23 protein-coding genes are annotated in these 22,385 nt (G+C 60.7%); 10 read left to right on the top strand and 13 right to left on the bottom strand.

Annotated features, from left to right (window positions below):
• The 4 genes from BEN48_RS04315 to BEN48_RS04300 form a co-directional block, all read right to left on the bottom strand.
• On the bottom strand, positions 1-363 hold the full coding sequence (locus BEN48_RS04315) for a cupin domain-containing protein (protein WP_070733277.1): 363 nt from the start codon (positions 361-363) through the stop codon (positions 1-3).
• A gap of 169 nt (positions 364-532) precedes the next feature.
• Positions 533-1,300 (bottom strand): MBL fold metallo-hydrolase, encoded by a 768-nt coding sequence (locus BEN48_RS04310; protein ID WP_070733274.1) that lies wholly within the window; start codon positions 1,298-1,300, stop codon positions 533-535.
• Positions 1,301-1,417: 117 nt separating this feature from the next.
• On the bottom strand, positions 1,418-1,804 hold the full coding sequence (locus BEN48_RS04305) for a response regulator (protein WP_070728497.1): 387 nt from the start codon (positions 1,802-1,804) through the stop codon (positions 1,418-1,420).
• Positions 1,805-1,858: 54 nt separating this feature from the next.
• Positions 1,859-5,572, bottom strand: coding sequence for a PAS domain S-box protein (locus tag BEN48_RS04300; RefSeq protein WP_070733272.1), 3,714 nt, complete (start codon positions 5,570-5,572; stop codon positions 1,859-1,861).
• A gap of 114 nt (positions 5,573-5,686) precedes the next feature.
• Between BEN48_RS04300 and BEN48_RS04295 the strand changes: the two genes are divergently transcribed.
• The 4 genes from BEN48_RS04295 to miaA all read left to right on the top strand — a co-directional run bounded on the left by BEN48_RS04295 (position 5,687) and on the right by miaA (position 9,916).
• A complete protein-coding gene (locus BEN48_RS04295) occupies positions 5,687-6,847 on the top strand; it encodes a glycosyltransferase (RefSeq protein WP_125932472.1) in 1,161 nt (386 codons plus the stop codon).
• Positions 6,848-7,127: 280 nt separating this feature from the next.
• Positions 7,128-8,051 (top strand): amidase, encoded by a 924-nt coding sequence (locus BEN48_RS20030; RefSeq protein ID WP_317043672.1) that lies wholly within the window; start codon positions 7,128-7,130, stop codon positions 8,049-8,051.
• Between the two features lie 22 nt (positions 8,052-8,073).
• Positions 8,074-8,805 (top strand): amidase family protein, encoded by a 732-nt coding sequence (locus BEN48_RS20025; protein WP_317043671.1) that lies wholly within the window; start codon positions 8,074-8,076, stop codon positions 8,803-8,805.
• Positions 8,806-9,004: 199 nt separating this feature from the next.
• Positions 9,005-9,916 carry a tRNA (adenosine(37)-N6)-dimethylallyltransferase MiaA gene (gene miaA, locus BEN48_RS04285; RefSeq protein WP_241502172.1) on the top strand — a complete coding sequence of 304 codons (912 nt, stop codon included), beginning with the start codon at positions 9,005-9,007 and terminating at the stop codon, positions 9,914-9,916.
• A gap of 92 nt (positions 9,917-10,008) precedes the next feature.
• Here the strand turns inward: miaA and BEN48_RS04280 are convergent, their stop codons facing one another.
• Positions 10,009-10,659, bottom strand: coding sequence for a hypothetical protein (locus BEN48_RS04280; protein WP_125932471.1), 651 nt, complete (start codon positions 10,657-10,659; stop codon positions 10,009-10,011).
• A gap of 113 nt (positions 10,660-10,772) precedes the next feature.
• Positions 10,773-11,744, bottom strand: a complete 972-nt coding sequence (gene pfkA / locus BEN48_RS04275) for a 6-phosphofructokinase (RefSeq protein WP_070733338.1) — start codon at positions 11,742-11,744, stop codon at positions 10,773-10,775.
• 234 nt (positions 11,745-11,978) lie between these two features.
• Between pfkA and BEN48_RS04270 the strand changes: the two genes are divergently transcribed.
• On the top strand, positions 11,979-12,437 hold the full coding sequence (locus BEN48_RS04270) for a tellurite resistance TerB family protein (protein ID WP_070733267.1): 459 nt from the start codon (positions 11,979-11,981) through the stop codon (positions 12,435-12,437).
• 137 nt (positions 12,438-12,574) lie between these two features.
• On the opposite strand, the gene BEN48_RS04265 is transcribed toward BEN48_RS04270, so the two are convergent.
• The 4 genes from BEN48_RS04265 to BEN48_RS04250 all read right to left on the bottom strand — a co-directional run bounded on the left by BEN48_RS04265 (position 12,575) and on the right by BEN48_RS04250 (position 15,795).
• Positions 12,575-13,768 (bottom strand): aspartate aminotransferase family protein, encoded by a 1,194-nt coding sequence (locus tag BEN48_RS04265; RefSeq protein ID WP_070733336.1) that lies wholly within the window; start codon positions 13,766-13,768, stop codon positions 12,575-12,577.
• A gap of 193 nt (positions 13,769-13,961) precedes the next feature.
• Positions 13,962-14,456 carry a hypothetical protein gene (locus BEN48_RS04260; RefSeq protein ID WP_125932470.1) on the bottom strand — a complete coding sequence of 165 codons (495 nt, stop codon included), beginning with the start codon at positions 14,454-14,456 and terminating at the stop codon, positions 13,962-13,964.
• Between the two features lie 18 nt (positions 14,457-14,474).
• Positions 14,475-14,933: a hypothetical protein gene (locus tag BEN48_RS04255; RefSeq protein ID WP_070733265.1), complete on the bottom strand. Its 459-nt coding sequence runs from the start codon at positions 14,931-14,933 to the stop codon at positions 14,475-14,477.
• Positions 14,934-15,246: 313 nt separating this feature from the next.
• Positions 15,247-15,795, bottom strand: coding sequence for an RNA polymerase sigma factor (locus BEN48_RS04250; protein WP_070733263.1), 549 nt, complete (start codon positions 15,793-15,795; stop codon positions 15,247-15,249).
• Between the two features lie 251 nt (positions 15,796-16,046).
• On the opposite strand from BEN48_RS04250, the gene BEN48_RS04245 reads away from it, so the two are divergent.
• The 5 genes from BEN48_RS04245 (at position 16,047) to BEN48_RS18610 (ending at position 19,135) form a co-directional block, all read left to right on the top strand.
• Positions 16,047-16,394, top strand: a complete 348-nt coding sequence (locus tag BEN48_RS04245; protein ID WP_070733261.1) for a DoxX family protein — start codon at positions 16,047-16,049, stop codon at positions 16,392-16,394.
• Positions 16,394-16,735 (top strand): DoxX family protein, encoded by a 342-nt coding sequence (locus BEN48_RS04240; RefSeq protein WP_070733259.1) that lies wholly within the window; start codon positions 16,394-16,396, stop codon positions 16,733-16,735. Before BEN48_RS04245 ends, BEN48_RS04240 begins: the two co-directional genes overlap by 1 nt.
• Before the next feature lie 81 nt (positions 16,736-16,816).
• Positions 16,817-17,176, top strand: a complete 360-nt coding sequence (gene ssb / locus BEN48_RS04235) for a single-stranded DNA-binding protein (protein WP_070733257.1) — start codon at positions 16,817-16,819, stop codon at positions 17,174-17,176.
• The gene (locus BEN48_RS04230) at positions 17,173-18,258 is read left to right on the top strand and encodes a tyrosine-type recombinase/integrase (protein WP_070733255.1); all 1,086 of its coding nucleotides are present in this window, start codon (positions 17,173-17,175) and stop codon (positions 18,256-18,258) included. Before ssb ends, BEN48_RS04230 begins: the two co-directional genes overlap by 4 nt.
• A 136-nt stretch (positions 18,259-18,394) precedes the next feature.
• Positions 18,395-19,135, top strand: a complete 741-nt coding sequence (locus BEN48_RS18610) for a hypothetical protein (RefSeq protein ID WP_125932469.1) — start codon at positions 18,395-18,397, stop codon at positions 19,133-19,135.
• A gap of 214 nt (positions 19,136-19,349) precedes the next feature.
• On the opposite strand, the gene BEN48_RS04220 is transcribed toward BEN48_RS18610, so the two are convergent.
• The 3 genes from BEN48_RS04220 to BEN48_RS04210 form a co-directional block, all read right to left on the bottom strand.
• Positions 19,350-20,306 (bottom strand): transketolase family protein, encoded by a 957-nt coding sequence (locus BEN48_RS04220; protein WP_070733251.1) that lies wholly within the window; start codon positions 20,304-20,306, stop codon positions 19,350-19,352.
• A 117-nt stretch (positions 20,307-20,423) separates the two neighbouring features.
• Complete coding sequence (locus BEN48_RS04215) at positions 20,424-20,786, bottom strand: endonuclease domain-containing protein (protein ID WP_070733249.1); 363 nt, start codon at positions 20,784-20,786, stop codon at positions 20,424-20,426.
• Between the two features lie 119 nt (positions 20,787-20,905).
• Positions 20,906-22,294: a vWA domain-containing protein gene (locus tag BEN48_RS04210; RefSeq protein ID WP_070733247.1), complete on the bottom strand. Its 1,389-nt coding sequence runs from the start codon at positions 22,292-22,294 to the stop codon at positions 20,906-20,908.
• Between the last annotated feature and the right edge of the window lie 91 nt (positions 22,295-22,385).

Raw genomic sequence — 22,385 nt, 5'->3', positions numbered from 1 at the left:
TTAAATGCGCGGCAGCTCGTGGCGGGTGAGGGCGTGCTCCACGGTACCGGTGTGGCGGGTGGCCTGGGGCTCTACCAGCATAATCCAGGTTTCTTCGCTGGCGTGCGGGCGGTGCTCCACCCCGCGGGGCACCACCAGGATTTCGCCGGGGTTGATGGTGGCGGTGTGGTCACGAAACTCAATGTGCAGCTGGCCCTTCACCACCACAAACAGCTCGTCTTCGGCCTCGTGGCTGTGCCACACAAATTCGCCCTGCACCTTGGCCAGCTTCACGTGCTGGTCGTTGAGGTCGGCCACTACGTGTGGGTGCCACTGCTCGGTAAAGCGGCCAAATTTTTCTTCAAGGTTGATGACGGAGGGCATAGCAGACAGGAATTAGCCAATGGAATGTGAAAGACTACGCAGCATACGCTTTGTTGGATGAAGACGCCCGGCCGCGCGGTTATTTCAGCCCCCGGCCCAAGCATCAGGGCGCAGCAACAGAACTCGACCGACGCAACAACCCTGGGCTGCGGCGGGGCGCTGCTACAAGCTACACCTCTACCTTCAACCCGTCGTACGCCAGCCGAATCCAGGACGGCAAATCGGCCTCTACGGCTTGGTGGCGGCCCAGCTGGTGGCTGATGTGCGTGAGGTAGGCCCGCTTGGGCGCGGCATCCTCCAATACATTGATGGCCTGCGCCAGCGTGAAGTGCGAAATGTGCTGCTCGTGCCGCAGCGCGTTGAGCACAATTACATCGGCGCCGCGCAGCAGCTCGCGCGTTTCCAAGCCAATGTGGTTGGCGTCGGTGAGGTAGCAAAAGCCGCCGATGCGGTAGCCCAGCACGGGCAGCTTGTGGTGCATGGCCCGCAGGGGCTGCACCGGCACGCCCAGCACGTCAAACGGCACGTCGTCGCGCTCAATGGGGTGCAGGCGCACGCGGGGCACGCCGGGGTATTTGTGCTCGGCAAAAATGTAGGAAAACTCCTGCTGCAGCTGCGCCAGCACGCGCGGCTCGCCAAAAACCGGCATGTCGGTCTTCTGCCGGAAGTTGAAGGCCCGAATATCGTCGAGGCCGGCGGTGTGGTCTTTGTGCTCGTGGGTGAAGAGCAGCGCGTCGAGGTGCGTGACGTGGGCGCGCAGCATCTGCTGCCGGAAATCGGGCCCCGAATCAATCACCAGGCTGCGCCCGTCCACCTGCACGTGCACCGACACCCGCAGGCGCTGGTCGCGGTGGTCAAGCGAGCGGCACACCTCGCAGGTGCAGCCTATCATGGGCACCCCGGAGGAGGTGCCAGTACCGAGAAAGGTGACTTGCACTTTTTTGAATTAATAACCAGAAATTAGCAATTAAGAATTATCCGCATCCGTCCTTGCGCCCTACAGCGAGCCGGATCATTGAATTTCTAATTCTTAATTACCAATTCTTAATTCAAGCTACCCCACGTACTGCTTCACCACGCGCACCAGGGCGTCGAAGTCGAGCGGCTTGGGCAGGTAGTCCGTCACGCCGGCCTCGCGGAACTGGTCCATGGAGTAGTTGTTGGCGTTGCCGGTGATGGCGATGATGGGCAGGGCGTTGATTTTGGGGTCGGAATGGGCCCGGATTTCGCGGGTGCATTGCATGCCGTCTTTCACCGGAATGTTAATGTCCATCAACACGCAGTCGATGTGGTTATTTTCCAGTTGCTTCAGCACTTCGCCACCGTTCTTAGCCAGCAAAATCTTATACTTCTGCAGTTCGAGGATTTTGCGGGTAAGATTCAGAATAACCGAGCTGTCCTCAGCAATCAGAATGGTTTTGGCTTGGGTATCGGTGGACATGAGCGTAGATTTTGGGATTGATTCGGGGTAGAATGGGAGGGTAGAACGCGGCTATTAAACCGCGGAGGGATTGGCAACTCGTTCGACGGCGCTGGGGTATTCGCCAACGAAGTGTGCAAAGTAATGTTCTAGAAGTTGAAAACCTATTGCCCCATCATTCGTCTGCCCGGCTTTGAACTCGTGTTCCAAGTGCCGGGCCTGGGCGGCCAGGGCCAGGCCGCCCAACGTAGACGCCGTGCCTTTGAGCTGGTGCAGCATAGGCAAAAGAGCCGGAAAATCGGCCGCAGCTATCACGGGAGCGGCCTCGCGGAGCAAATCGCCGACTTCCTGCTCAAACTCCTGGTACAGCTCCAGGGCAAATTCGGCCCCGCCCAGGTCTACCAGTTGCTTTAGCACCGATTCGTCCAGGGTAACTTCGCCGGCAGCGGTATCGGTGGCTGCCTCTGCCCCTGCCGCAGCCTGGCCAGCGGCTACCTCTTGGGCCGGTGAAACGGCAACCGATTTTTTCCCAGCTTCCAGCACAGTGGCTGGCACCAGGGTTGTTCCTGCGCTTTGTTCGGAGCTGGCCCGGCCCTGGCGCGGGCGCAGCCAGCGGTGCAGCACTTCGTAGAGGTGGCGGCTTTTTACGGGCTTGCCCACGTAGTCGTCGAGGCCCTGGCTCATGAAGCGGCCGGCGTCTTCCTGCATGGAGTAGGCCGTCATGGCCACCACGGGGGGGCAGTCGGCGCCCAGCACCTCGCGAATGGCCGCCGTGGCCGCCACGCCGTCCATTTCGGGCATCTGAATGTCCATGAAAATAATGTTGTACCCGGCGTGGGGGGCGGTGGCCAGGGCAATGGCCTCGGGGCCGCCGCCGGCCACGTCTACCTCGCAGCCCAGCTTGGAGAGCAGGCGCTGGCCCACTTTCTGGTTGATGGCGTTGTCGTCGACGAGCAGCACGCGGGGCACGGCCGCAAACGGCTGGAACACGGCTTCGCGCACCGACGGCACGGCCGGCAGGTCCTCTGCTCGCGCCTCGCAGGCGCTGATGGTGAACCAGAACACGCTGCCCTCGCCCTCGTCGGAGAGCACCCCGATTTCGCCGCCCAGCAGCTCGGCCAGCTGCCGGCTAATGCTCAGCCCCAGGCCGGTGCCGCCGTAGGCCTTGCTGGGGGTGGTGTCGAGCTGGGTGAAGTTGGTAAACAGCAGGCTGGCGTTATCACTCGAAATGCCGATGCCGGAGTCCTGCACCGCGAAGCGCAGGGTGTGCAGGTCGCCGTCGGTGCTCACGCTGCTCACAATGATGGCCACCGTGCCCTCGTTGGTGAACTTGATGGCGTTGGCCACCAGGTTGGACAGAATCTGGAGCAGGCGCACCTCGTCCGTCACCACGTAGCGGGGCGTGTGCGGCGTGATGTGGTAGGTGAAGCGGATGTTCTTCTGCTCGGCCCGGTAAATGAACAGGGCGCGGATGCGCTCCATCACGGCCTGCAGCTCCAGGGCCGTTTCGTGCACCTGCAGCTTGCCGGCCTGTATTTTCGACAAATCGAGGATGTCGTTCAGGATGGTGAGCAGAGCGTCGGAGCTTTTGCGCAGCGTGTCCACGTAGTCGAGCTGTTCGTCGGTTTCCACGGTCTGGTCGAGCAGGTCAATCATGCCAATAATGCCGTTCATGGGCGTGCGCAGCTCGTGGCTCATGTTGGCCAGGAACTGGGTTTTGGCTTCCAGGGCGGTTTCGGCGGCGTCCTTGGCCTGGCGCAGGTCGTCCTGCATCTGCTGGATTTCAGTCACGTCGCGGGCAATGCCCTCGGTGCCGTAGTCGCCGCTGCTCGACATCCGGGCGTTCACGAGCACGCTCACGGGGTAGCCGTCCTTGTGCCACATCTGGGTTTCGAAGTTGCGCAACCCGCCGTTGCGCTCAATTTCGGCGTTGGCCTTGGGGTGGTCGTCGGGCAGTACGTAGTAGTTGGTCACGGGCGTGCCCAATACTTCTTCCGGCTCGTAGCCCAGCACCTCGCGCACCGAAGGGCTCACAATGGTGAGCAGCCCGTCTTCGTCGGTGCGGTAGTAGATGTCCTGAAACGACTCGAAAATGGAGCGAAATTTCTCTTCCTGGGCTTCGAGGGCCAGCTGAGCCCGTTTCTGCTCGGTGATGTCGTGGGCAATGGCCGAAATTTCCTCAAAAGAGCCGTCGCCCAGGTAAATGGGGTTGAGGTAGATATCGGTCCAGACCTCGCTGCCGCGCGAATCGAGCAGGCTCATCTCGAAGCGCTGGGCCTGGCCTTTGGCGGCGGCTTCGTAGTAGTGCACGAAGGTGTCGCGTTCCACCTCGGGCATGTAGGCCAGGTCCGTCTCCCAGAGGTTGATGCCCCGCACCGGGTAGGTGCCGTTGCGCCGCAGAAACAGGGCCGCGTAGTTGCGGTTGAAGTTCATGAGGTTGGCGCGGGTGTCCACGGTCCACATCACGTGCGAGCCGCTTTCGAAAATGGCGTTCAGACGGGCAGTCTGCTTGCCAATCTGCTCCTCGTTGCGCTTGCGCTCAATGGCCAGCGCCACTTGGTTGGAGATGAAGTGCAGCACGTCCAAATCGCCGGGCGTGTAGGCGTCGGCGCGGTTGTAGTCCTGCACGGCCAGCACGCCAATGATGCGGTCGCCGATGCTCAGCGGCGAAGCCAGCATCACCTCGGGTACCAAGCCATAGGCCGTGATGGTGCCGTTGCGAATGAGCTGCTGGTAGTCGCCCTGGGTGAGGTAGCGCGGCTGCCCGCCGGCAATGATGTACTCCGAGACCCCCCGGGAAAACGGCATGGCTCCCTGGGGCCGGTGCTGGGGGTGCTGGTCGACGTGGTAGGCAAACTGCAGCTGCGTGCGGGCGTCGTCGCAGAGCGCAATGAACAGGTTGCTGGTTTCAATAATCTTGCTCAGCTCGCGGTGAATGGCTCCGTAGAGGCTGGGCAAGTCCTTGGCCGAGATGGCCAGGTTGGCGATGCTGTAGTATACCTTTTGCAGGCGCTCGGCCTTGATGCGGTCGGTGATGTCGTGCAGAATGGCGCGGCTGCTCACCGGCTGGCCTTCCTCGCGCACCACACTCATGCTCCCGATGAGGTGCACGGGCTTGCCCACGTTGGTCATAAACACGGTTTCTACCTTGTTCACGGGCTCCCCGTCGTAGAGGTTGCGCAGCTGGTAGAGCAGCTTGGCCTTGTAGTAGGGGTGCACCACATCGGCCAGGGTGCGGGTGGCCAGCTCGGCATCGGTGTAGCCTAGTTTTTCCTTCCAGGCCTTGTTCACAAACAGGAAGTTGTTGTCGGCACTCAGGTGCTGCACCAAGTCCTGGGCGTTGTCCAGGAAGTCCTGCAAATGGGTGCTGTTGCCGGTGAGCGTGGGCGTGGCCATGCTGCTGAGGCTGGGCTCCTGCCCTATCATCCAGACGCCGGAGATGGCACCGCCCTCGCGCGTGAAGCCGGTTCTCCAGTGAATGAGGCATATGTGGCCGCCTTCCACCAGCACGGGCCGGTCGTAGGAAGGGGCCAGGGTTTCGGTCGCAATCATGGCCGCGAATTGCCGCTGCCGGTTGGCGCGGTCGTTTGGCGGCGTGAACATATCGAAACTGCGTTGTCCCAGCACCTGCTCCCGGGCATAGCCCACCATCGCCAAAAAAGCGTCGTTGGCTTCAATAACGTTGCCCTGCACGTCGAGCAGCACGTACATCTGGCCCAGCTGGTCGAGCAGCGTGGCCAACGGCGGCGCCACCGGCTGAAGCGGGGAAAGAACTGGAGTCGAACTCATAAACCGATGCGTAATACTGCAAATATTCTTGCCAAGGTAACCACGCGCAGCGGGGTCCCGGCTTAAATTTGACCAAAATATACGCCCGCCTGCTGCAGGGCCCCATTTACTTCCTTGCCTCCCCTCCCGTCAGCGCCGCGGCTGCTTTTCGCCGTCACCACCGATTTGTGCTTCGACCAGCGCATGCAGCGGATATGCGGCAGCCTGGCGGCGGCCGGCTACCGCGTGCAGCTGGTGGGCTGGCAGCGGCCGGGGTCGCCCCCGCTTACGGCCCAGCCCTACGCGCAGTTCCGGCTGCGCGGCTGGTTTCAGCGCGGCAAGCTGTTTTACCTGGAATATAACCTGCGGCTGTTTGTTCACCTGCTGGGCCAGCGGGCGGCCGCGTGGTGCGCCGCCGACCTGGACACCGCTTTGCCCGTGTGGCTGCGGGCCCGGCTGGGCGGCCAGCCTTTTGTGTACGATGCCCACGAGCTGTTTACGGAGGTGCCCGAGGTGGTGGCCCGGCCCGCCGTGCAGCGCGTGTGGCGCTGGGTGGAGGGCTTTGTGGTGCCGCGGGCCCGGCTGGCTTACACGGTGGGGCCGGCCCTGGCGCGGGTGTTTGCGGAGCGGTATGGCCGCCCGGTGGCGGTGGTGCGCAACGTGAGCCGCCTGCAGCCTCCGGAGCCGCTGCCAGCCGCCTCATTGGCGGGCAGCTACATTCTCTACCAGGCGCCTGACATGGGCCGCGGCCTCGAAAACCTGCTCGACGCCATGCCGCAGGTGGCCGGCCGACTGGTCATATGCGGCGAGGGAGACCTCTCGGCGGCGCTGCGGGAGCGGGCCAGCCGGCTGGGCCTCCTGGCGTCGCACTCGTGCCCGGAAGGCAAGGTGGAATTCAGGGGGTTTGTGCTGCCCGAGGCGCTGCGCGAAGTGACCCGCCACGCCGCCGTGGGCATCATGCTGCTCGAGAACACCGGCCTGAGCTACTACTACTCGCTGGCCAATAAGTTCTTCGATTACGTGCACGCCGGCATCCCACAAGTCCTCATCGACTTTCCGGAGTACCGCGCCCTCAACGAGCAGTTCGACGTGGCCGAGCTGGTGGCTGACCTCCAGCCCGCCACCCTGGCCGCCGCCCTCAACCGCCTGCTGCCCGGCGGCGAGCCCGCCCGCTACCAACACCTGGCCGCCAACTGCCGCCGCGCCGCGCCCCAGCTCAGCTGGCAGCACGAAGAACGGGAGCTGCTGCGGCTGTGGGCCGGGGTGGTGCCTCTTGGCATTAAGCCGCCGCAATAAGCCGCACACGGACCGGTTTATGAATGGCTGCCCCGGATTCTGGCTTTTGTTTGGGCCCGAATTGGGTATCTAAGCGGGCAGGCTATTGCAAGCTGTTTGAGTAGCTAAATGAGGGTATGTTCATTGGACGTTGGCGCAGTAGAAGCATAGTGGCGGCGCAAGTGCAACGCCTGCGCTTGCGCTTGCAGCTATTCGCATGGTGCAGAAATGCGCCACCCCAGCAGCGCAGTCCCGCCCCTGCTGGTGTAGCTTTGTTGCGTAGCTTTTATCACCCTACCACATGAAAAAAATCCTCCCCGCCCTGCTGCTCGGCACGGCCTGTTTCGCCGTAGGCTTTGTGGCCCGGCCCACGGCCCCAGACGAAATCACAGTGCCTATGCTGCGTTCGGCGCAGCAGCTGTTTGGCCTGAGCTTCACCGACGCGCAGCTCGACTCCACGCGCCGCAACCTTACGGGCTACCGCGACAGCTACGAGGCGCTACGCAAAATCAACCTGCTCAATAGCGTATCTCCCGCTGTCGGCTTCGACCCCCGGCCCCTGCGCATGCGGCAAGCCATGGTGATGGCTCCCAAAGACAACGCGGGCAAGCTGCCCGCTACGCCCAAGCTGAAACTGCCCACCAACCGCAATGACCTGGCGTTTTACACCGTGCGGCAGCTGGGCGAACTGCTGCGCACCAAGCAAGTTTCTTCCGAGGAGCTCACCAAGTTTTTCCTGGCGCGGCTGCAGAAGTACGACCCCAAGCTGCACTGCGTCATCACCCTCACCGAAGAGCTGGCCCTGCAACAAGCCCGGCAGGCCGACCAGGAAATAAAAGCCGGCAAGTACCGCGGCCCGCTGCACGGCATTCCCTTCGGCGTGAAGGACTTGTTTAGCGCCAAAGGCTACAAAACCACCTGGGGCTCGGTGCCCTACAAAGACCAGACCCTGGACGAAGACGCCGCCGTGGTAGAGCGCCTGCGCGCCGCCGGGGGCGTGCTGCTGGCCAAGCTTACGCTGGGCGAGCTGGCGCAGGGCGACGTGTGGTTTGGCGAGAAAACCCGCACGCCCTGGGACATCACCAAAGGCTCCAGCGGCTCGTCGGCGGGCTCGGCGTCGGCGGTGGCGGCGGGGCTGCTGCCGTTTGCCATTGGCACCGAAACGCTGGGCTCCATAGTGAGCCCCAGCACGGCCTGCGGCGTAACCGGGCTGCGGCCCACCTAGGCCGCGTGAGCCGCGCCGGCGCATGGCCCTGAGCTGGACCATGGACAAAGCCGGCCCCATTGCCCGCTCGGCCGAGGACTGCGCCCTGGTGCTGGCCGCCCTCACCGCCGCCGGCCCCGATGCCCGCGACGCCGCCACCCTGCTGGCCCCCAACGCCTTCCGCTATGCCTTCGACACCAATGTAAAAAAGCTGCGCGTAGGCTACCTCAAAACGGCTTTCGACCAGACCTACCCCACCAAGGCCAACGACCTGGCCACCCTGGAGGTGCTGCGCAAGCTGGGCGTGGAGCTGGTGCCCATTGAGCTGCCCGCCCTTGCGCCGGGGTCTATGCGCTTCGTGCTCACCGCCGAAGGCGCGGCCGCGTTCGACGACCTGACCCGCTCCGGCCGCGACGGCCAGATGGTGCTGCAAAACCGCTCGGCCTGGCCCAACACGTTCCGTTCCTCGCGCTTTATTCCGGCCGTGGAGTACCTGCAGGCCCAGCGCGTGCGCAGCCTGCTCATCGAGCAAATGGACGAGAAGCTGCGCGGCTTCGACCTCTACATTGCGCCTTCCTTCGGACCGAACCTCACCCTCACCAACCTCACCGGCCACCCCGCCATTGCGCTGCCCAACGGTTTCACGGCCGCCGGCCTGCCCACCACCATCACCTTTATGGGCCAGCTCTACGAGGAAGGCAAGCTTCTGGCGTTAGCCAAAGCGTACCAGGATGCCACGGAGTTTGATGAGAAACACCCGGATTTGAATTTTTAAAGATTGTTTGGATAGGAACGTCATGCTGAGCGCAGTCGAAGCATCTCTACCGCAGCAGTAAATGAATTACTAGCACGGTAGAGATGCTTCGACTGCGCTCAGCATGACGTTCTTGTAGACACGTTAGAGATGCTTCGGCTGGCTCAGCACGACCGTTATCCACTCAACATTCAACCCTCAGAACTCAACCCTTCTACGATTGCTGCCTCCTGCTATTCTTGCCCAGCTTGCTCCCACCGCTGCCGACCCGCGGCCGGTGCTGCTCACCATTGCCGGCCCCACGGCCGTGGGCAAAACGGCGCTGTGCGTGCACCTGGCCCAGCAGCTCGGCACCGAAATCGTATCGGCTGATTCGCGGCAGTTTTTCCGGGAGCTGAGCATTGGTACGGCCAAGCCCACGCCCGCGGAAATGCACGGTGTACGGCATCTTTTTATTGACAGCCACAGCATAGCAGAAGACTACAGCGCCGGCCGCTTTGCCACCGACTGCCACGCAGTGCTGGTGGAACTGTTCCAGAAATTTCCGGTGGTCATCCTCACCGGCGGCTCGGGCCTCTACGTGCAGGCCGTGACCGATGGGCTCGACGAGTTGCCCACCGTGCCGCCCGACGTGCGCGCCCAGCTGCACGCCGAGCTGGCGGCCCACGGCCTCGCGCCCCTGGTGGCCGAGCTGGCCGAAACCGACCCCGTAGCCCACGCCCGCATCGACCAGCAAAACCCGCAGCGCGTGGTGCGGGCCCTAGAAATCACGCGGGCCACCGGCCGGCCTTTCTCCAGCTTCCACACCCAAAGCCCGCCCGCCGAAAACCCGCTTTTCCGCAACGTGAAAGTGGCCCTCACCCGCGAGCGGGAAGTGCTGTACCAGCGCATCAATCTGCGCGTGGAGCACATGCTGGCCGCTGGCCTGCTGGATGAGGTGCGCGGCCTGCTCCCCTACCGCCACCACCACGCCCTGCAAACGGTGGGCTACCAGGAAATCTTCGGCTACTTGGATGGCGAATACGACTGGGACGAAGCCGTGCGCCTGCTGCAGCGCAACACCCGCCGCTACGCCAAGCGCCAGCTCACGTGGCTGCGCCGCGACCCAGCCTACCAGTGGGTGGAGATGTAGGAACACGCCTCGGCGCGTTCCTACGCTAAACAACACGGCCCGGCAACTGGAAAGCTGCTAAGCCGTGCGCTACAAGAAATTAAGCCCCGGCGCTAGAAGGCGCGACTAAGTTGGAACTGGCCGCCGGGCAGGATATTGGCGCGGGTGTCGTTTTGCAAAGCCAACCGCCCCCCCACCCGCCAGGTACGGGCTTCATCCAGTGCAAAATCCACGTTAAGAGAGCCGATATAGCCTACGTTGAAGCCTTTTTCATTGGCAGGAATAAAGCTGAAAGACTGGTTTCCATTCAAGTCGGCAGTGTTAAATCCAGCCTGAGAAAAGCCCTTCTGCTTAGAATAGCCGACAAAAGCCCCAATTCCTAAGCTAAATTCCACGGTTTTGTTGAGACCAAATGGAAGCCAGTATACTTCCTGCTCCAGGTTCAGGGCACGGTACGACTGCGGCGCTGTGTAGCCGTACCCGAAATCACTGGGCTGTGAGCCGCCGATGTACGCCAGCCGCGAACCCAGCCGGCAGTACCGGCCGAACTGCGGCGCATATTCCACATGCGCTTTGAGCACGGAATAATCACCCGAACCGTTCACGCTAGAGCCTAGGCCCAACCGCACCAGGGCCGGGCGGCGGGCGGCGGAAGCAGCCACAGTAGCGCCTGGCATTTCAGCTTGGGACAGGTCCTGAGCTTGCACCGCCGAGCAGATAAGTGCCATTGGCAAGGCCGATAATAGGGGATAAAATTGTTTCATAGCAGAAAAAGAGAAATAACCCGTCTAACGAACTCGCTGGTAGGGCATGGCACCAGCAAAAGCGGGGCAAGATGGGGATATTCTCTCTCTTTCATTGTATCTGTTCAAAAACCCTACACACTCAGAATTTCTACCATGCGCATGAAGCTCTGGTTTATGAGCTTTTTCTTATTCACGGTGTCGGTGAAGGGGGTGTAGACGAGCTTTTTGTCTACGATGCCGGCCATGACGTTGTGCATGCCGTTCATGAGGCCCTCCACGGCGGCGATGCCGATTTGGGAGCCCAGCAGGCGGTCAGCTGCAGTGGGCGAGCCACCGCGCTGGATGTGCCCAATAACCGTGACGCGGGTGTCGAGCTTGGGAATGGCTTCCTTGACGCAGGCGGCCACGTTGGTGGCGTTGCCCTCCTCGTCGCCTTCAGCTACGATAACGATAAAGGATGTTTTGGAGCGTTTCCAGCCCGTCTGCAGCGTGTCGACCACCACGTCGGTGCTCATCTGGGTTTCGGGAATCATCACGATTTCGGCCCCGCCGCCAATGGCGCACGGGATGGCGATGTAGCCGGAGTCGCGGCCCATCACTTCCACAAAAAAGCAACGGTCGTGCGAGTCGGCCGTGTCCCGGATTTTGTCGATGCATTCCAGGGCCGTGTTCACGGCCGTGTCGTAGCCAATGGTGTAGTCGGTGCCGTAGAGGTCGTTGTCGATGGTGCCGGGGATGCCCACGGTGGGAATGCCAAATTCCTCCTCAAAAACCATGGCGCCGGTGAAAGTGCCGTTGCCGCCAATGGCCACGAGGCCTTCGATGCCGTTGTTTACCAGTTGGTCGAAAGCCTCCTGACGGCCTTCTTTGGTAGTGAATTTCTGACTGCGGGCCGATTTTAAAATAGTGCCGCCCTTTTGCACCGTGTTCGACACCGAGGCCGAATCGAGGCGCACGAACTCGCCCTTAATCATGCCGCTGTAGCCCCGCATGATGCCGTACACTTCTATGCCATGGTACGTGGCCGTGCGCACCACGGCGCGGATGGCGGCATTCATGCCCGGCGAGTCGCCGCCGCTGGTAAATACTCCGATTCTCTTCATCTTATCTTTCTTAAAACAGGCAGGCACGCAAATGGCGCCCAAACCTCGCAAAGTTGGCGAAAGGAACGCAAACGCCCTACCGCTCCACCATAGTACCCGCAATGCCGTGGTTATCTTTTTATTGTGCTTCGCGTATTTCAGGTGTAGCAAGTAGTTGTTTTTTCGCCTACCTTACCTGTTGAAACGTTTCCCACGGCTGCTAACTCACTCCTCATCACTCAATTCCCACTTTCTATGTTCGGTTTTTTCGAAAATGAGCAGGCCAAAAAAGTCAAGGGCCATTTGCTGAATCTCGCGGCTCTGGCAAAAGCCGATGGGCACATCGATGCGCGAGAAATGAATTTTATCGTCGCCGTGGGCAAGAAAAACGGTATGAGCTCGGCCGAAGTGCAAGCCCTGGTTTCCGCAGACAAAGGCGACAACACCGAGCTGCCCACCAACGACTCTGAGCGGTTTGACCAGATTTTTGACCTGGTCGACATGATGCTCGCCGATGGCGTGGTGGACGAAACCGAAATGGATTTCTGCATCGTGATGGCTGAGAAGCTGGGCTTCCGCAAGGCCATTGTGGGCGTGCTGGTGCGCAAGATTTCGCAGGGCGTGAAAGACGGCATTCCCCGCGAGCGCATCAAAGAGGAAAGCACTTCCTTCCTGAATTATAACGAACTGCCCCGGCCGAACGTGACTGTGTAAGCAAGCATACCTGGTAAGAAAGCACGTCATGCTGAGCGTAGCCGAAGCATCTCTACCGCAATACTAAAACTGATTAGTTGCGCAGTAGAGATGCTTCGGCTGCGCTCAGCATGACGTGCTTTTTTGCTTTATTACCCTTACCCGCCCACTACCGCATCAATAGCCCGCAGCAGGGCCGCGCAGGCCTCGTCAATTTCGGCTTCGGTGATGGTGAGTGGTGGGGCCAGGCGCAGGGAATTGTCGCAGAACAGGAACCAATCGGTGAGGATGCCTTCGTGCGCCAGGGCATGGTCGATGATGGGTTTGAGGACTTCGAAAGAATCGAATTCCACGGCCATCAATAGGCCGCAGCCGCGCACGTCCCGAATGGCCGGGTGGTGCAATTGCGCGCGGAACCGCGCCGCTTTCTCCGCCACGCCTTCAGCTAGTCTTTCGTCCTGCATCACCTGCAGGGTGGCCAGGGCGGCCGCGCAACTCACCGGGTGGCCTCCAAATGTGGTGCAGTGACCCAGAATGGGATTGGTTTTGAAACCGCTCATAATTTCGGTGCTGGAAATGAACGCGCCGATGGGCATGCCGCCGCCCATGCCCTTGGCACACACCAGAATGTCGGGCTCGATGCCGAACTGCTCGAAGGCCCACATGGTGCCGGTGCGCCCGTAGCCGCACTGTATTTCGTCGAGGATGAGCAGGGCGCCCACTTCGCGGCAGCGGCGGCGCAGGGCCGGCAGGTAGTACTCGGAGGGCACGCGCACGCCGGCTTCGCCCTGCACGGTTTCAATGACCACGGCGGCCGTGCGCTCGGTGATGAGCAGCAGGTCGGCGAAGTCGTTGTGGCGGATGTGGCGCACGTCGGGCAGCAGCGGGCGGAAGCTGTTTTTGAAGCCCTCGGAGCCGGTGATGGACAGGGCGCCGTGCGTGGAGCCGTGGTAGGCGTTGAGGCAGGAAACAAGCTCGGTGCGGCCGGTGTGGCGCTTGGCCAGCTTGAGGGCGCCCTCAATGGCCTCGGTGCCGGAGTTGGTAAAGTACACCGAGTCGAGGTGGGCGGGTAGGGTGCGGTGCAGGGCCTCGGCCAGCTGGGCGGGCACGGCCTGCACCAGCTCGCCGTACACCATCAGGTGCAGGTACTTGTCGAGCTGGGCCTGGATGCCGGCCAGCACGCGCGGGTGGCGGTGGCCCACGTTGCTCACGCCGATGCCCGAAATGAGGTCGAGGTAGCGGCGGCCGTCGGGGGCGTACATGTACACGCCTTCGGCCCGCTCAATTTCCAGCAGCAGCGGGAAATCGGAGGTCTGGGCCTGGTGGCGCAGGAATAGCTGGCGGGGTGTCAGATGCACTTAAGGAATAGGTTAGTTTCGCGGGGCTGCCATCTGTCATCCTGAGCGCAGCGAAGGACCTTGCTACGTGATAAGGTCCTTCGCTGCGCTCAGGATGACAGATGGTTTTGATTATGCCACAAAAGTAACGAGGCCGCTGCGGGGGGGCAGCGGCCTCGAAGTACCGATGGGCGGGGCCGGGGCCGGGCTAGTTGTCGTCGTTGGCGCCGGCTGGTCCGCGCATGCCGCCCTGCCCGGCCACGCGCCTTATGACTTCTTTGGTGAAGTCGCGCTCGGCCATGAACAGCTGCGCCACCTGGCGCAGGGAAATCACCTTCTGGAATTTTTCGAAGTACTCCTTTTCCAGATTCAGCTCCTGCTGCCGCTTGGTGAACGACTGGGCGTAGTTCTCGCGAATCTGTTGGTCGGTCATGGCATCGGTCACGTCGCGGCGCAGCAGGCGGCCGTTGCGGTTGAGGTCGCGGCGCTTGTCGGTGAACTCGTTGTAGAGGGGCCAGAACTTCTGGGCCTGGTCCTGGGTGAGGGCCACGCGGGTGGTGATGAAGGCAATTTTGGCGTTTTCGAGCTGGCCCAGGCGCTGGCCGCGGCGGCCACCGCCCTGCTGGGCCTGGGCACTGGGGGCCAGCACCAGCAGCAGGGCAGCCAGGCTGAACAATCGGAAGAGGGAGGTAGCAACAGACATGATACGGGAGGGTGTAGATTATAAATAAAGAAGTTCTTCGGACGGCTGGGCGTCGAGGGCGTCGGTCAGCTCGGCTTTGGTGGCTTGCAGAAAGCCCTTGGCCAAGCCGGGGTGGGCGGCGGCCAGTACGGCCAAATCGGTATTTTCGACGCGGGCGCCGCTCGTGAGCAGGTAGCCCACCAACTCGGTGCGCGGCACGGCATCGAGGGAAGCGGTAGTGGCCACCGCCGGGGCGGCCGCCCCGGCGCCGCTCAGATAAAAGGAAGCCGCGAAGCTGCCCAGCACGGCCACCGAGGCCAGGCCGGTGCGCAGGGCCGGCGAGAGCCAGGCCAGCCAGCGCCCACCAGGCGCGGCATTGTGCTGAGGCAGCCGGGCCATGATGCGCGTGGGCAACTTATCGAAGTAGTCAGCCGGCGGCTCGCTCAGCAGCGGGCGGGGCCGCCGGGGGTGCGCGTCGAGCTTGAAGGGAGGTGTCATGGCAGTTGGATGGAAATGCGGGGGCGGCGTTTAATTCTGCGAATAAAAAATTAGACTTGCTCCTGGATAGTAGGAAATCGTGAAGCTGATGGTCATGCTTATATGGCGTCCGCGCAGTCGAGCCAGCTTCACTGCACCATTTGTCATCCTGAGCGTAGCGAAAGACCTTATCACCCAAGTACGAGTCGCTCAAACGTGATAAGGTCCTTCGCTACGCTCAGGATGACAGCAGGCGCGGTAGAGATGCTTCGACTTCGCTCAGCATGACGTTCTTTTTTTTCTGATTCGGGGAAAAGTCTATTATTCTGCGTGCTTAGTCGGCGGTGTGGCGGGTGACGTATTCTTCTACTTTTTTCACGGCGTGGTGGTAGCTGGCTTTCAGAGCGCCTACGCTGGTGCCGGTTACTTCGGCCATTTGCTCGTAGGGCATCTCGTCGTAGTAGCGCAGGTTGAACACGAGGCGCTGCTTGTCGGGCAGGCGCAGAATGGCTTGCTGCAGCTTCAGCTCAATTTCATCGCCGGCCAGGGCGGGGTCGGCTTCGGCTTTGGCCATGAGCTCGGCGCTCACGTCGGTGAGGGGCAGCATGAACTTGCGCCGCTTGCTGCTCAGGAAGTTCAGGCACTCGTTGGTGGCAATGCGGTATATCCAGGTGAAAAGCTGGGCGTCCTGCCGGAAGTTCTCCAAATGCTTCCAGACCTTGACGAACACGTCCTGGGTGAGGTCGTCGGCGTCGTCGTGGTCCACCACCATTTTGCGCACATGCCAATACACCTTGCTCTGGTACTTGCGCACGAGCTGGTTGAACGCCAGGTTGCGCGAAGCGGGGTCCTGAAACTTGAGCAGTATTTCGTGGTCTTCCAAACGGCGAAAAGGTACGCCAGGGTGGCGAAAGCAGTGGTTGGAGGGCAAAGCCGGGTTCGCGTTTAATGGGCATTGCCAAAAAAGCCGCTACTACTTGGTAAACAGTAGCCTTGCTTTCGTTGTAGTGAACGCAGCGGGGCCGGCCGGCAACCTGCGAAAGTGAGAAGTTCTGGCTTGCCGCTGTGTGCGCCGAAACCGTCCTCCCGTCCTCCCGCCCATGGGCAGCCACCCTCAAACGTCCCCCCTGCCCCATGCACACCTACGCCGCCATTGCCCAGCTACTCGTTGCCCTGTCCGTGGGCTTTGTGTGGATATTCCGATTCGACAACATCGTCAGGGAATTTAAGCAGTACGGGCTGAGCGACCAGACCCGCACCCTGGTGGGCAACGCCAAAATTATCCTGGCCACGCTGCTGGTGGCCGGCATCTGGTACCCGGCCCTGGTGCTGGTTCCGGCCGTGCTCATGGGCCTGCTGATGGTGGCCGCGCAATACTTTCATTTCAAGGTGAGCAACCCCTGGAGCAAGCGCCTGCCCTCGCTGGTGCTGCTGGGGCTGTGCGTGTTCATCGCGGCCTCGGCGCTCAACTACGTTTCCTAATGAGCTTACTTCCTGCCCTGGTGCTGTTCTCCAGCCTATCGTTTTTGGGCTACGGCATTGCGTATTTCAAATCGCCGAACATGAAAAGCGAGTTCAAGCGCTTCGGCCTCGAAAAGCAGGGCCTGCTGGTGGTGGTGCTGGAGATACTGGGCGCGCTGGGGCTGCTGGTGGGGCTGGCCCTGAACCCCATTCTGCTGCTAGCGGCGGGCGGCCTGGCCCTGCTCATGCTGCTGGGCGTGGCCGTGCGCCTGAAAATCGGCGACAGCGTGCTGGTTACCCTCCCGGCATTCGCCTTCATGGTGCTGAACGCCTACATTGTTTACCTGGCCCTGCCGCGGTAAGGAATTACGGGCCGGCGGGCACTACATTCGGGCAGTGCAGGCCGTTGGTACTCAATAGCGGCTGCTTCACTACGCTTCCTTATGCGCGGCCTCAACAAAGTCACCCTCATCGGCAACCTGGGCAAAGACCCGGGAATTAATGTGTTGGAGGGCAACGTGCCGGTGGCCCGATTCTCGGTGGCCACCACCGAAACCTGGCGCGACCGAGCCGGCCAGTCCCAGAGCAGCACCGACTGGCACACCGTGGTGCTCTGGCGCGGCCTGGCCGAGCTGGCCCAGGCCTACCTGCGCCGGGGCAGCTTGGTGTACCTGGAAGGCAAACTGAAAACGCGGCACTACGACGATGCCGCCGGGGTGCGGCACTACGTGACGGAAATAATAGGCGAGCAGCTGCTGCTGCTGGACAAGAAAACCGGCGAAGCAGCGCCCCTGGCCCCATGAAGGCCGCCCTCTCCTTCCGCCTGCGCCCCTGCCGCACCGAGTTTCAGGCCTATTTCCCGTATTCCAACGAGGCCGTGCGCCACGCGTTGCTTGCGGCCGGCCTGCGCTACGACGCCACCGCCAAAGGCTACCTGCTGCCCGTAGAGGCCGAGCTGGTGGCGCGCGTGCAGGCCGTGTGCCAGCAGCTGGGGCTGGGCTTCCACCTGCCCGCCACGCCCGCCCTGGCGGTGCCGCTGCCCCCGCCCACCCCGCAGCAGGTGCTGCTCACGCGCTACTGCCAGTTCATTGCCCTGAAGCGCTACAGTCCGGCCACCCTCAAAAATTACCGGGGCGCGTTTCTGCAGTTTCTGGCGCACCACGCCCCGTGCCTGCCCTTGGAGCTAAGCCGCCAGCAGGTGCTGGACTACCTGGCCGAGCGGGTGGCCGCAGGCGTCTCCGAATCGTACCAGAACCTGCTCATCAACGCCATCAAATTCTACTACGAGCAGGTGGAGGGGCAGCCCCGGCAGTACTACGAGGTGCCACGCCCCAAACGCCCGCAGCTCAACCCCAAGGTGCTGGCGCAAAGCGAGGTGAAGGCCTTGCTGCAGGGCACCGAAAACCGCAAGCACCGCGCCATGCTCATGCTGGCCTACGGCCTGGGCTTGCGCCTGGGCGAAGTGCTGGCGCTCACCCCGCAGGACATCGACAGCCGGCGCATGGCCCTGTATGTGCGCGGCGGCAAAGGCAAAAAAGACCGCGACCTGCCATTGCCCGAGTCGGTGCTGCTGCTGCTGCGCGAGCAGTTCCGCGAGTTCCGGCCCGCTATTTATATGTTTGAGGGGCAGCATCCGGGCGAGCCCTACAGCGCCCGCAGCCTGCAAATGGTGGTGAAGCAGGCGGCCGACCGCGCCGGCATCCAGCGCCCTATTTCGCTGCACATGCTGCGCCACTCTTATGCCACCCATCTTATGGAGGCCGGCACCGACACCCGTATCATTCAAGACTTGCTGGGCCACAGTAGCATCAAAACCACCGAAATTTATACCCACGTGGCTCAACGTGCCCGCCCCGCCTCCCCACTCGACAGCTTGGGGCTCTAACCGGCGAGTTGCGGCAAGCACGCCAATTTGGCGAGTAAAACGCAACTAAGTTGCGTACTAAGGTCAGATTGCCGCAACTTGCCGGAGCTGCGAGTTGCGGCAACCCTAATGTTAGGTTCAACCATAGACAACGACAATGAAACGACTACTATACATAATATTTTCTTTGACTTTTTTAGGTTGTGGTGACAACACTAAACAAGCTGACAACAACAATGTGGCTGACACTATTAGCACCAAAAATGAAGTTATTGATGAAACAGACCAAAGTGACTATAAAATTTTTCCTATTGACGAAAGCGAAAGTGACCCGACTTTAGTTGAATTTATAAATAACTTGGAAAAAGTTGTATCAAATAAAGACACTTCAGGACTTTTTCAATCATTAGACACTGCAATAATTGTGAGTTACGGTGGAGGAGTTTATGGAATAAAAGAGTTTTCAAAAAATTGGCAACTTTACAAGCCCGACAAATCAGAATTATGGACAATTCTAAACCGAATTTTAAGTATGGGCGGAACTTGGGAGAATGACGAAGACAAATATTTTTGTATTCCTTACGCCCAATCAAACAAAGCGTTTAGCAAATATAAATATGGCTTTGACTGGTATTTTACAGCCGTTTGTATTTCACCTAAAGTGACAGTTTATCAAGAACCCAAAACAACTTCCTCAAAACTTGCTACCTTAACCTATGACATAGTAGAAATGGACCCTGAGTTTATGAATGCAGACTTTACAAAAATTCATACCATTGACAAAAAAGTTCAAGGTTATGTAAAGACAACGGACTTGATTTATTCGGCAGACCAACATTTAGTAATTAAAAAGATTGACGACAAATGGAAAATAACAGCGTTTGCACCATTCGACTGACAGAAATGGCAGTACCTAACAGGCGTTTGGCAAAAGTGGCGGTTCAGTGCTCCGCAGACGCATTTGTGGTTAATCAAACATTGGTTCTCCGCATCAACATTTATGGTGAAAATCGCCACCTTCGCCAAGCTCCAAAACGTTAGCTGAATATCAAGCAACAAAAAGCCCCCGCAGCTGCTAGCGTTGCGGGGGCTTTTTGTTGCTTGATAAGCGGTTACTTCTTCCGCTTCATCACTGCTTCTACGGCGGCCACGATGGCGGCATCGGTGAGGCCGTATTTCTCCATCAGCTGGTCGGGGGTGCCGCTTTCGCCGAAGCTGTCGCGCACGGCCACCATTTCCAGGGGCAGGGGCTCTTCGCGGGCCAGCAGCTGGGCGATGCTGTCGCCGAGGCCGCCGTTCATCTGGTGCTCTTCGGCCGTGACCACGCAGCCGGTTTTGCGGGCCGAAGCCAGAATAGCCTGCGCATCGAGCGGCTTGATGGTGTGGATGTTGATAATTTCGGCGTTGATGCCCTTTTCGGCCAGGAGCTTGCCGGCCAGCACGGCCTTCCACACCAGGTGGCCGGTGGCGAAGATGCTCACGTCGGTGCCTTCGTTCAGCAGCACCGCTTCGCCGATGACAAACTGCTGGTCGGCGGGCGTGAAGTTGGGCACCACGGGGCGGCCAAAGCGCAGGTACACCGGGCCTTCGTGGTCGGCAATGGCAATGGTGGCAGCTTTGGTCTGGTTGTAGTCGCAGGGATTGATAACGGTCATGCCGGGCAGCATTTTCATCATGCCCAGGTCTTCCAGAATCTGGTGGGTGGCGCCGTCTTCGCCCAGCGTGAGGCCGGCGTGCGAGGCGCAGATTTTTACGTTCTTATCGGAGTACGCAATGCTCTGCCGAATCTGGTCGTACACGCGGCCGGTGCTGAAGTTAGCAAACGTGCCCGTGAACGGGATTTTGCCGCCAATGGTGAGGCCGGCGGCCACGCCCATCATGTTGGCCTCGGCAATGCCCACCTGGAAAAACCGTTCGGGAAAGTCCTTCTTAAAGGCGTCCATCTTGAGCGAGCCGGTGAGGTCGGCGCAGAGGGCCACCACGTTGGGGTTGGTTTTGCCCAGCTCGTGCAAGCCGGCGCCGAAGCCGCTGCGGGTGTCCTTGGATTCGGTGTAGGGGAAATCTTTCATGGGGGATGTAAAGGAGTTTTCGTTAGAACAAACTCCCCTCCTTTTTTAAGGAGGGGACGCTTACGCGAAGCGTAAGCTGGGGTGGTTGCGTTCGTTGAACGGCTCGCACCAGGGAATTTAAATAAGGTGAAACTTACTTTCTATCGTCTGCAGCACACTCTCCAGCGCCGACCAAATCAACTTGTTCTCAAACCGAATCACCCGAATACCCAATGTATTGAGGTAGGCCGTACGGGCGGCATCGTGCTGGTTACCTGACACTGTATAGTGTCCGGCCCCATCAAGCTCAATGGCCAGTCGTTCTTCGGGGCAGTAGAAATCCAGGATATAAGCGCCGGCACTGTGCTGGCGACGAAACTTGCGGCCGGTCAGCTGGCCGCCTTTCAGGGCTTTCCATAGGGTTGCTTCAGCTGGGGTGAGGGTGTTGCGCAGGGTTCGACGGATTTCTTTCTTTTGCGGCAGGTTGTGGTAGTTGTCCATGACGAATCGGTGAAAAGGGCTTTTGTGGTGCTAGTCGTTCAACGAACGCAACCACCCCAATTTTCACTTTGTGAAAATGTCCCCTCCTTAAAAAAGGAGGGGAGTTTGTCGTTCTTACCTTATTTTCCAAAAATGGCTACTGATGTGGTCTGCCCACTTCGGATAGTAAAATTGCGCACGTCCGTAAATTTACTCCCGATGCTGGTCTTCGTGCGGAACACCAGGCGGTAGGCGCCGGGCTGCATGGGCAGGTTGACTTTGCTGCTGCCGCCATGCGGCAGGTCGTAAATCCAGGTCTGCGACTCGTCGTCGTTCAACTGATAAAGGCTGCCGTAGCCTTTCAGGTCGGTGGTGATGTTGAGGGTGCCGGGCGCGGCGTAGGTGAGGGCCAGCTCCTGGCCCTGCTTCACCGAAATGCGGCGCGTGCTGCGGGGCAGCGTGAGCAGCTCCACTTCGTAGTTGCCGGCCAGCAGCTTTTGGCGGGTGCCGAATGGGAAGCCGGCCACCGTGGCGCCGGCGGGCGTGCGCACCACGGCCTGCACCGTGCCGTAGGGGTTGGGCGTGAGCTGCGGGCTTTGCAGCCAGAGCGTGCCCTGAGGCGTTTTGAAGGTGAGCACGTTGGCCCGGCCGGGGCGAATGGCCAGGTTGGCATGGCGCACGGGCGGCACGGTATTTATCACCAGGTCGTAGCTCTGCAGCGCGTCGATGTCGAGCACGTCGGCCCGGCCCTGGGCATCGCGGTAGTGCACGTAGTTGTACTCGGGCTGCCCGGTCACGTTGTTCACGAAGGTCATGTTCACGTTGGTTTCCGTGGGGCGGCCGTCGGCGTCGGTCAGGTTCACGCTCACGGTGGTTTTGCTCAGCGTCTGGGCAATCACGTCGTCCATCACGGTGCGGAAGGTCTTCACATCGGCCGCGTTGTAGTACTGCCCCAGGCATTCGAGCTGCCGCCCAAAGTCTTTTTCGGCCCCGATGCCGATGATGAACGGCTTGAGGAAAATGTGCTTGCGCTGCAGGGCCAGCGACGATTGGCAGGGGTCGGCAGCGCAGGATTCCAGGCCGTCGGTAATGAGCAGCAGCACGTTGCGCGAGGCCTTATCAACGGGAAAGTCGTTGGCCGACTGTTCCAGCGAATAGGTAATGGGCGTGTTGCCCTGCGCCTTGAGCGTAGCCAGCCGGGCCTTGATGGCTTTGGCGTTGCGCGGCGCAAACGGCACTTCCAGGCGCGAGTCCTGGCAGTTTTTCTCGCTGTTGGGAAACTGGTGGCCGTACACGCGCAAACCCAGCTCCAGGTTGGGGTAGGCGTTCAGCGAATCCACCATTTTGCTCAGCATGCGCTTGGCCACGTCCCAGCGGGGCTGGCCCTCCCACGGCGCCATCATCGAGCCGGAGGCATCGAGCACGAAGAGAATGCGGGTGACCTTGGGCTTGTCGGGTGGGGCGTTTTGGGCGTGGGTTTGGAAGGCGAAAAGAAGCAGTGCGAACAGTATTGCCCAACGCAACCTCACGGGACCCCTCCGGGGCAGACCCCCTCTCCAAAAAAGAGGGGGAACCGGATTTGCTTGCCGCAGAATCGTCAGGTTCCCCCTCTTTTTTGGA

The sequence above is a fragment of the Hymenobacter glacialis genome, from assembly GCF_001816165.1.
Lineage (GTDB): Bacteria > Bacteroidota > Bacteroidia > Cytophagales > Hymenobacteraceae > Hymenobacter > Hymenobacter glacialis.
The sequence above is the reverse complement of the archived record's forward strand: the minus strand, read 5'-3'. Positions and strand labels throughout refer to the sequence as shown.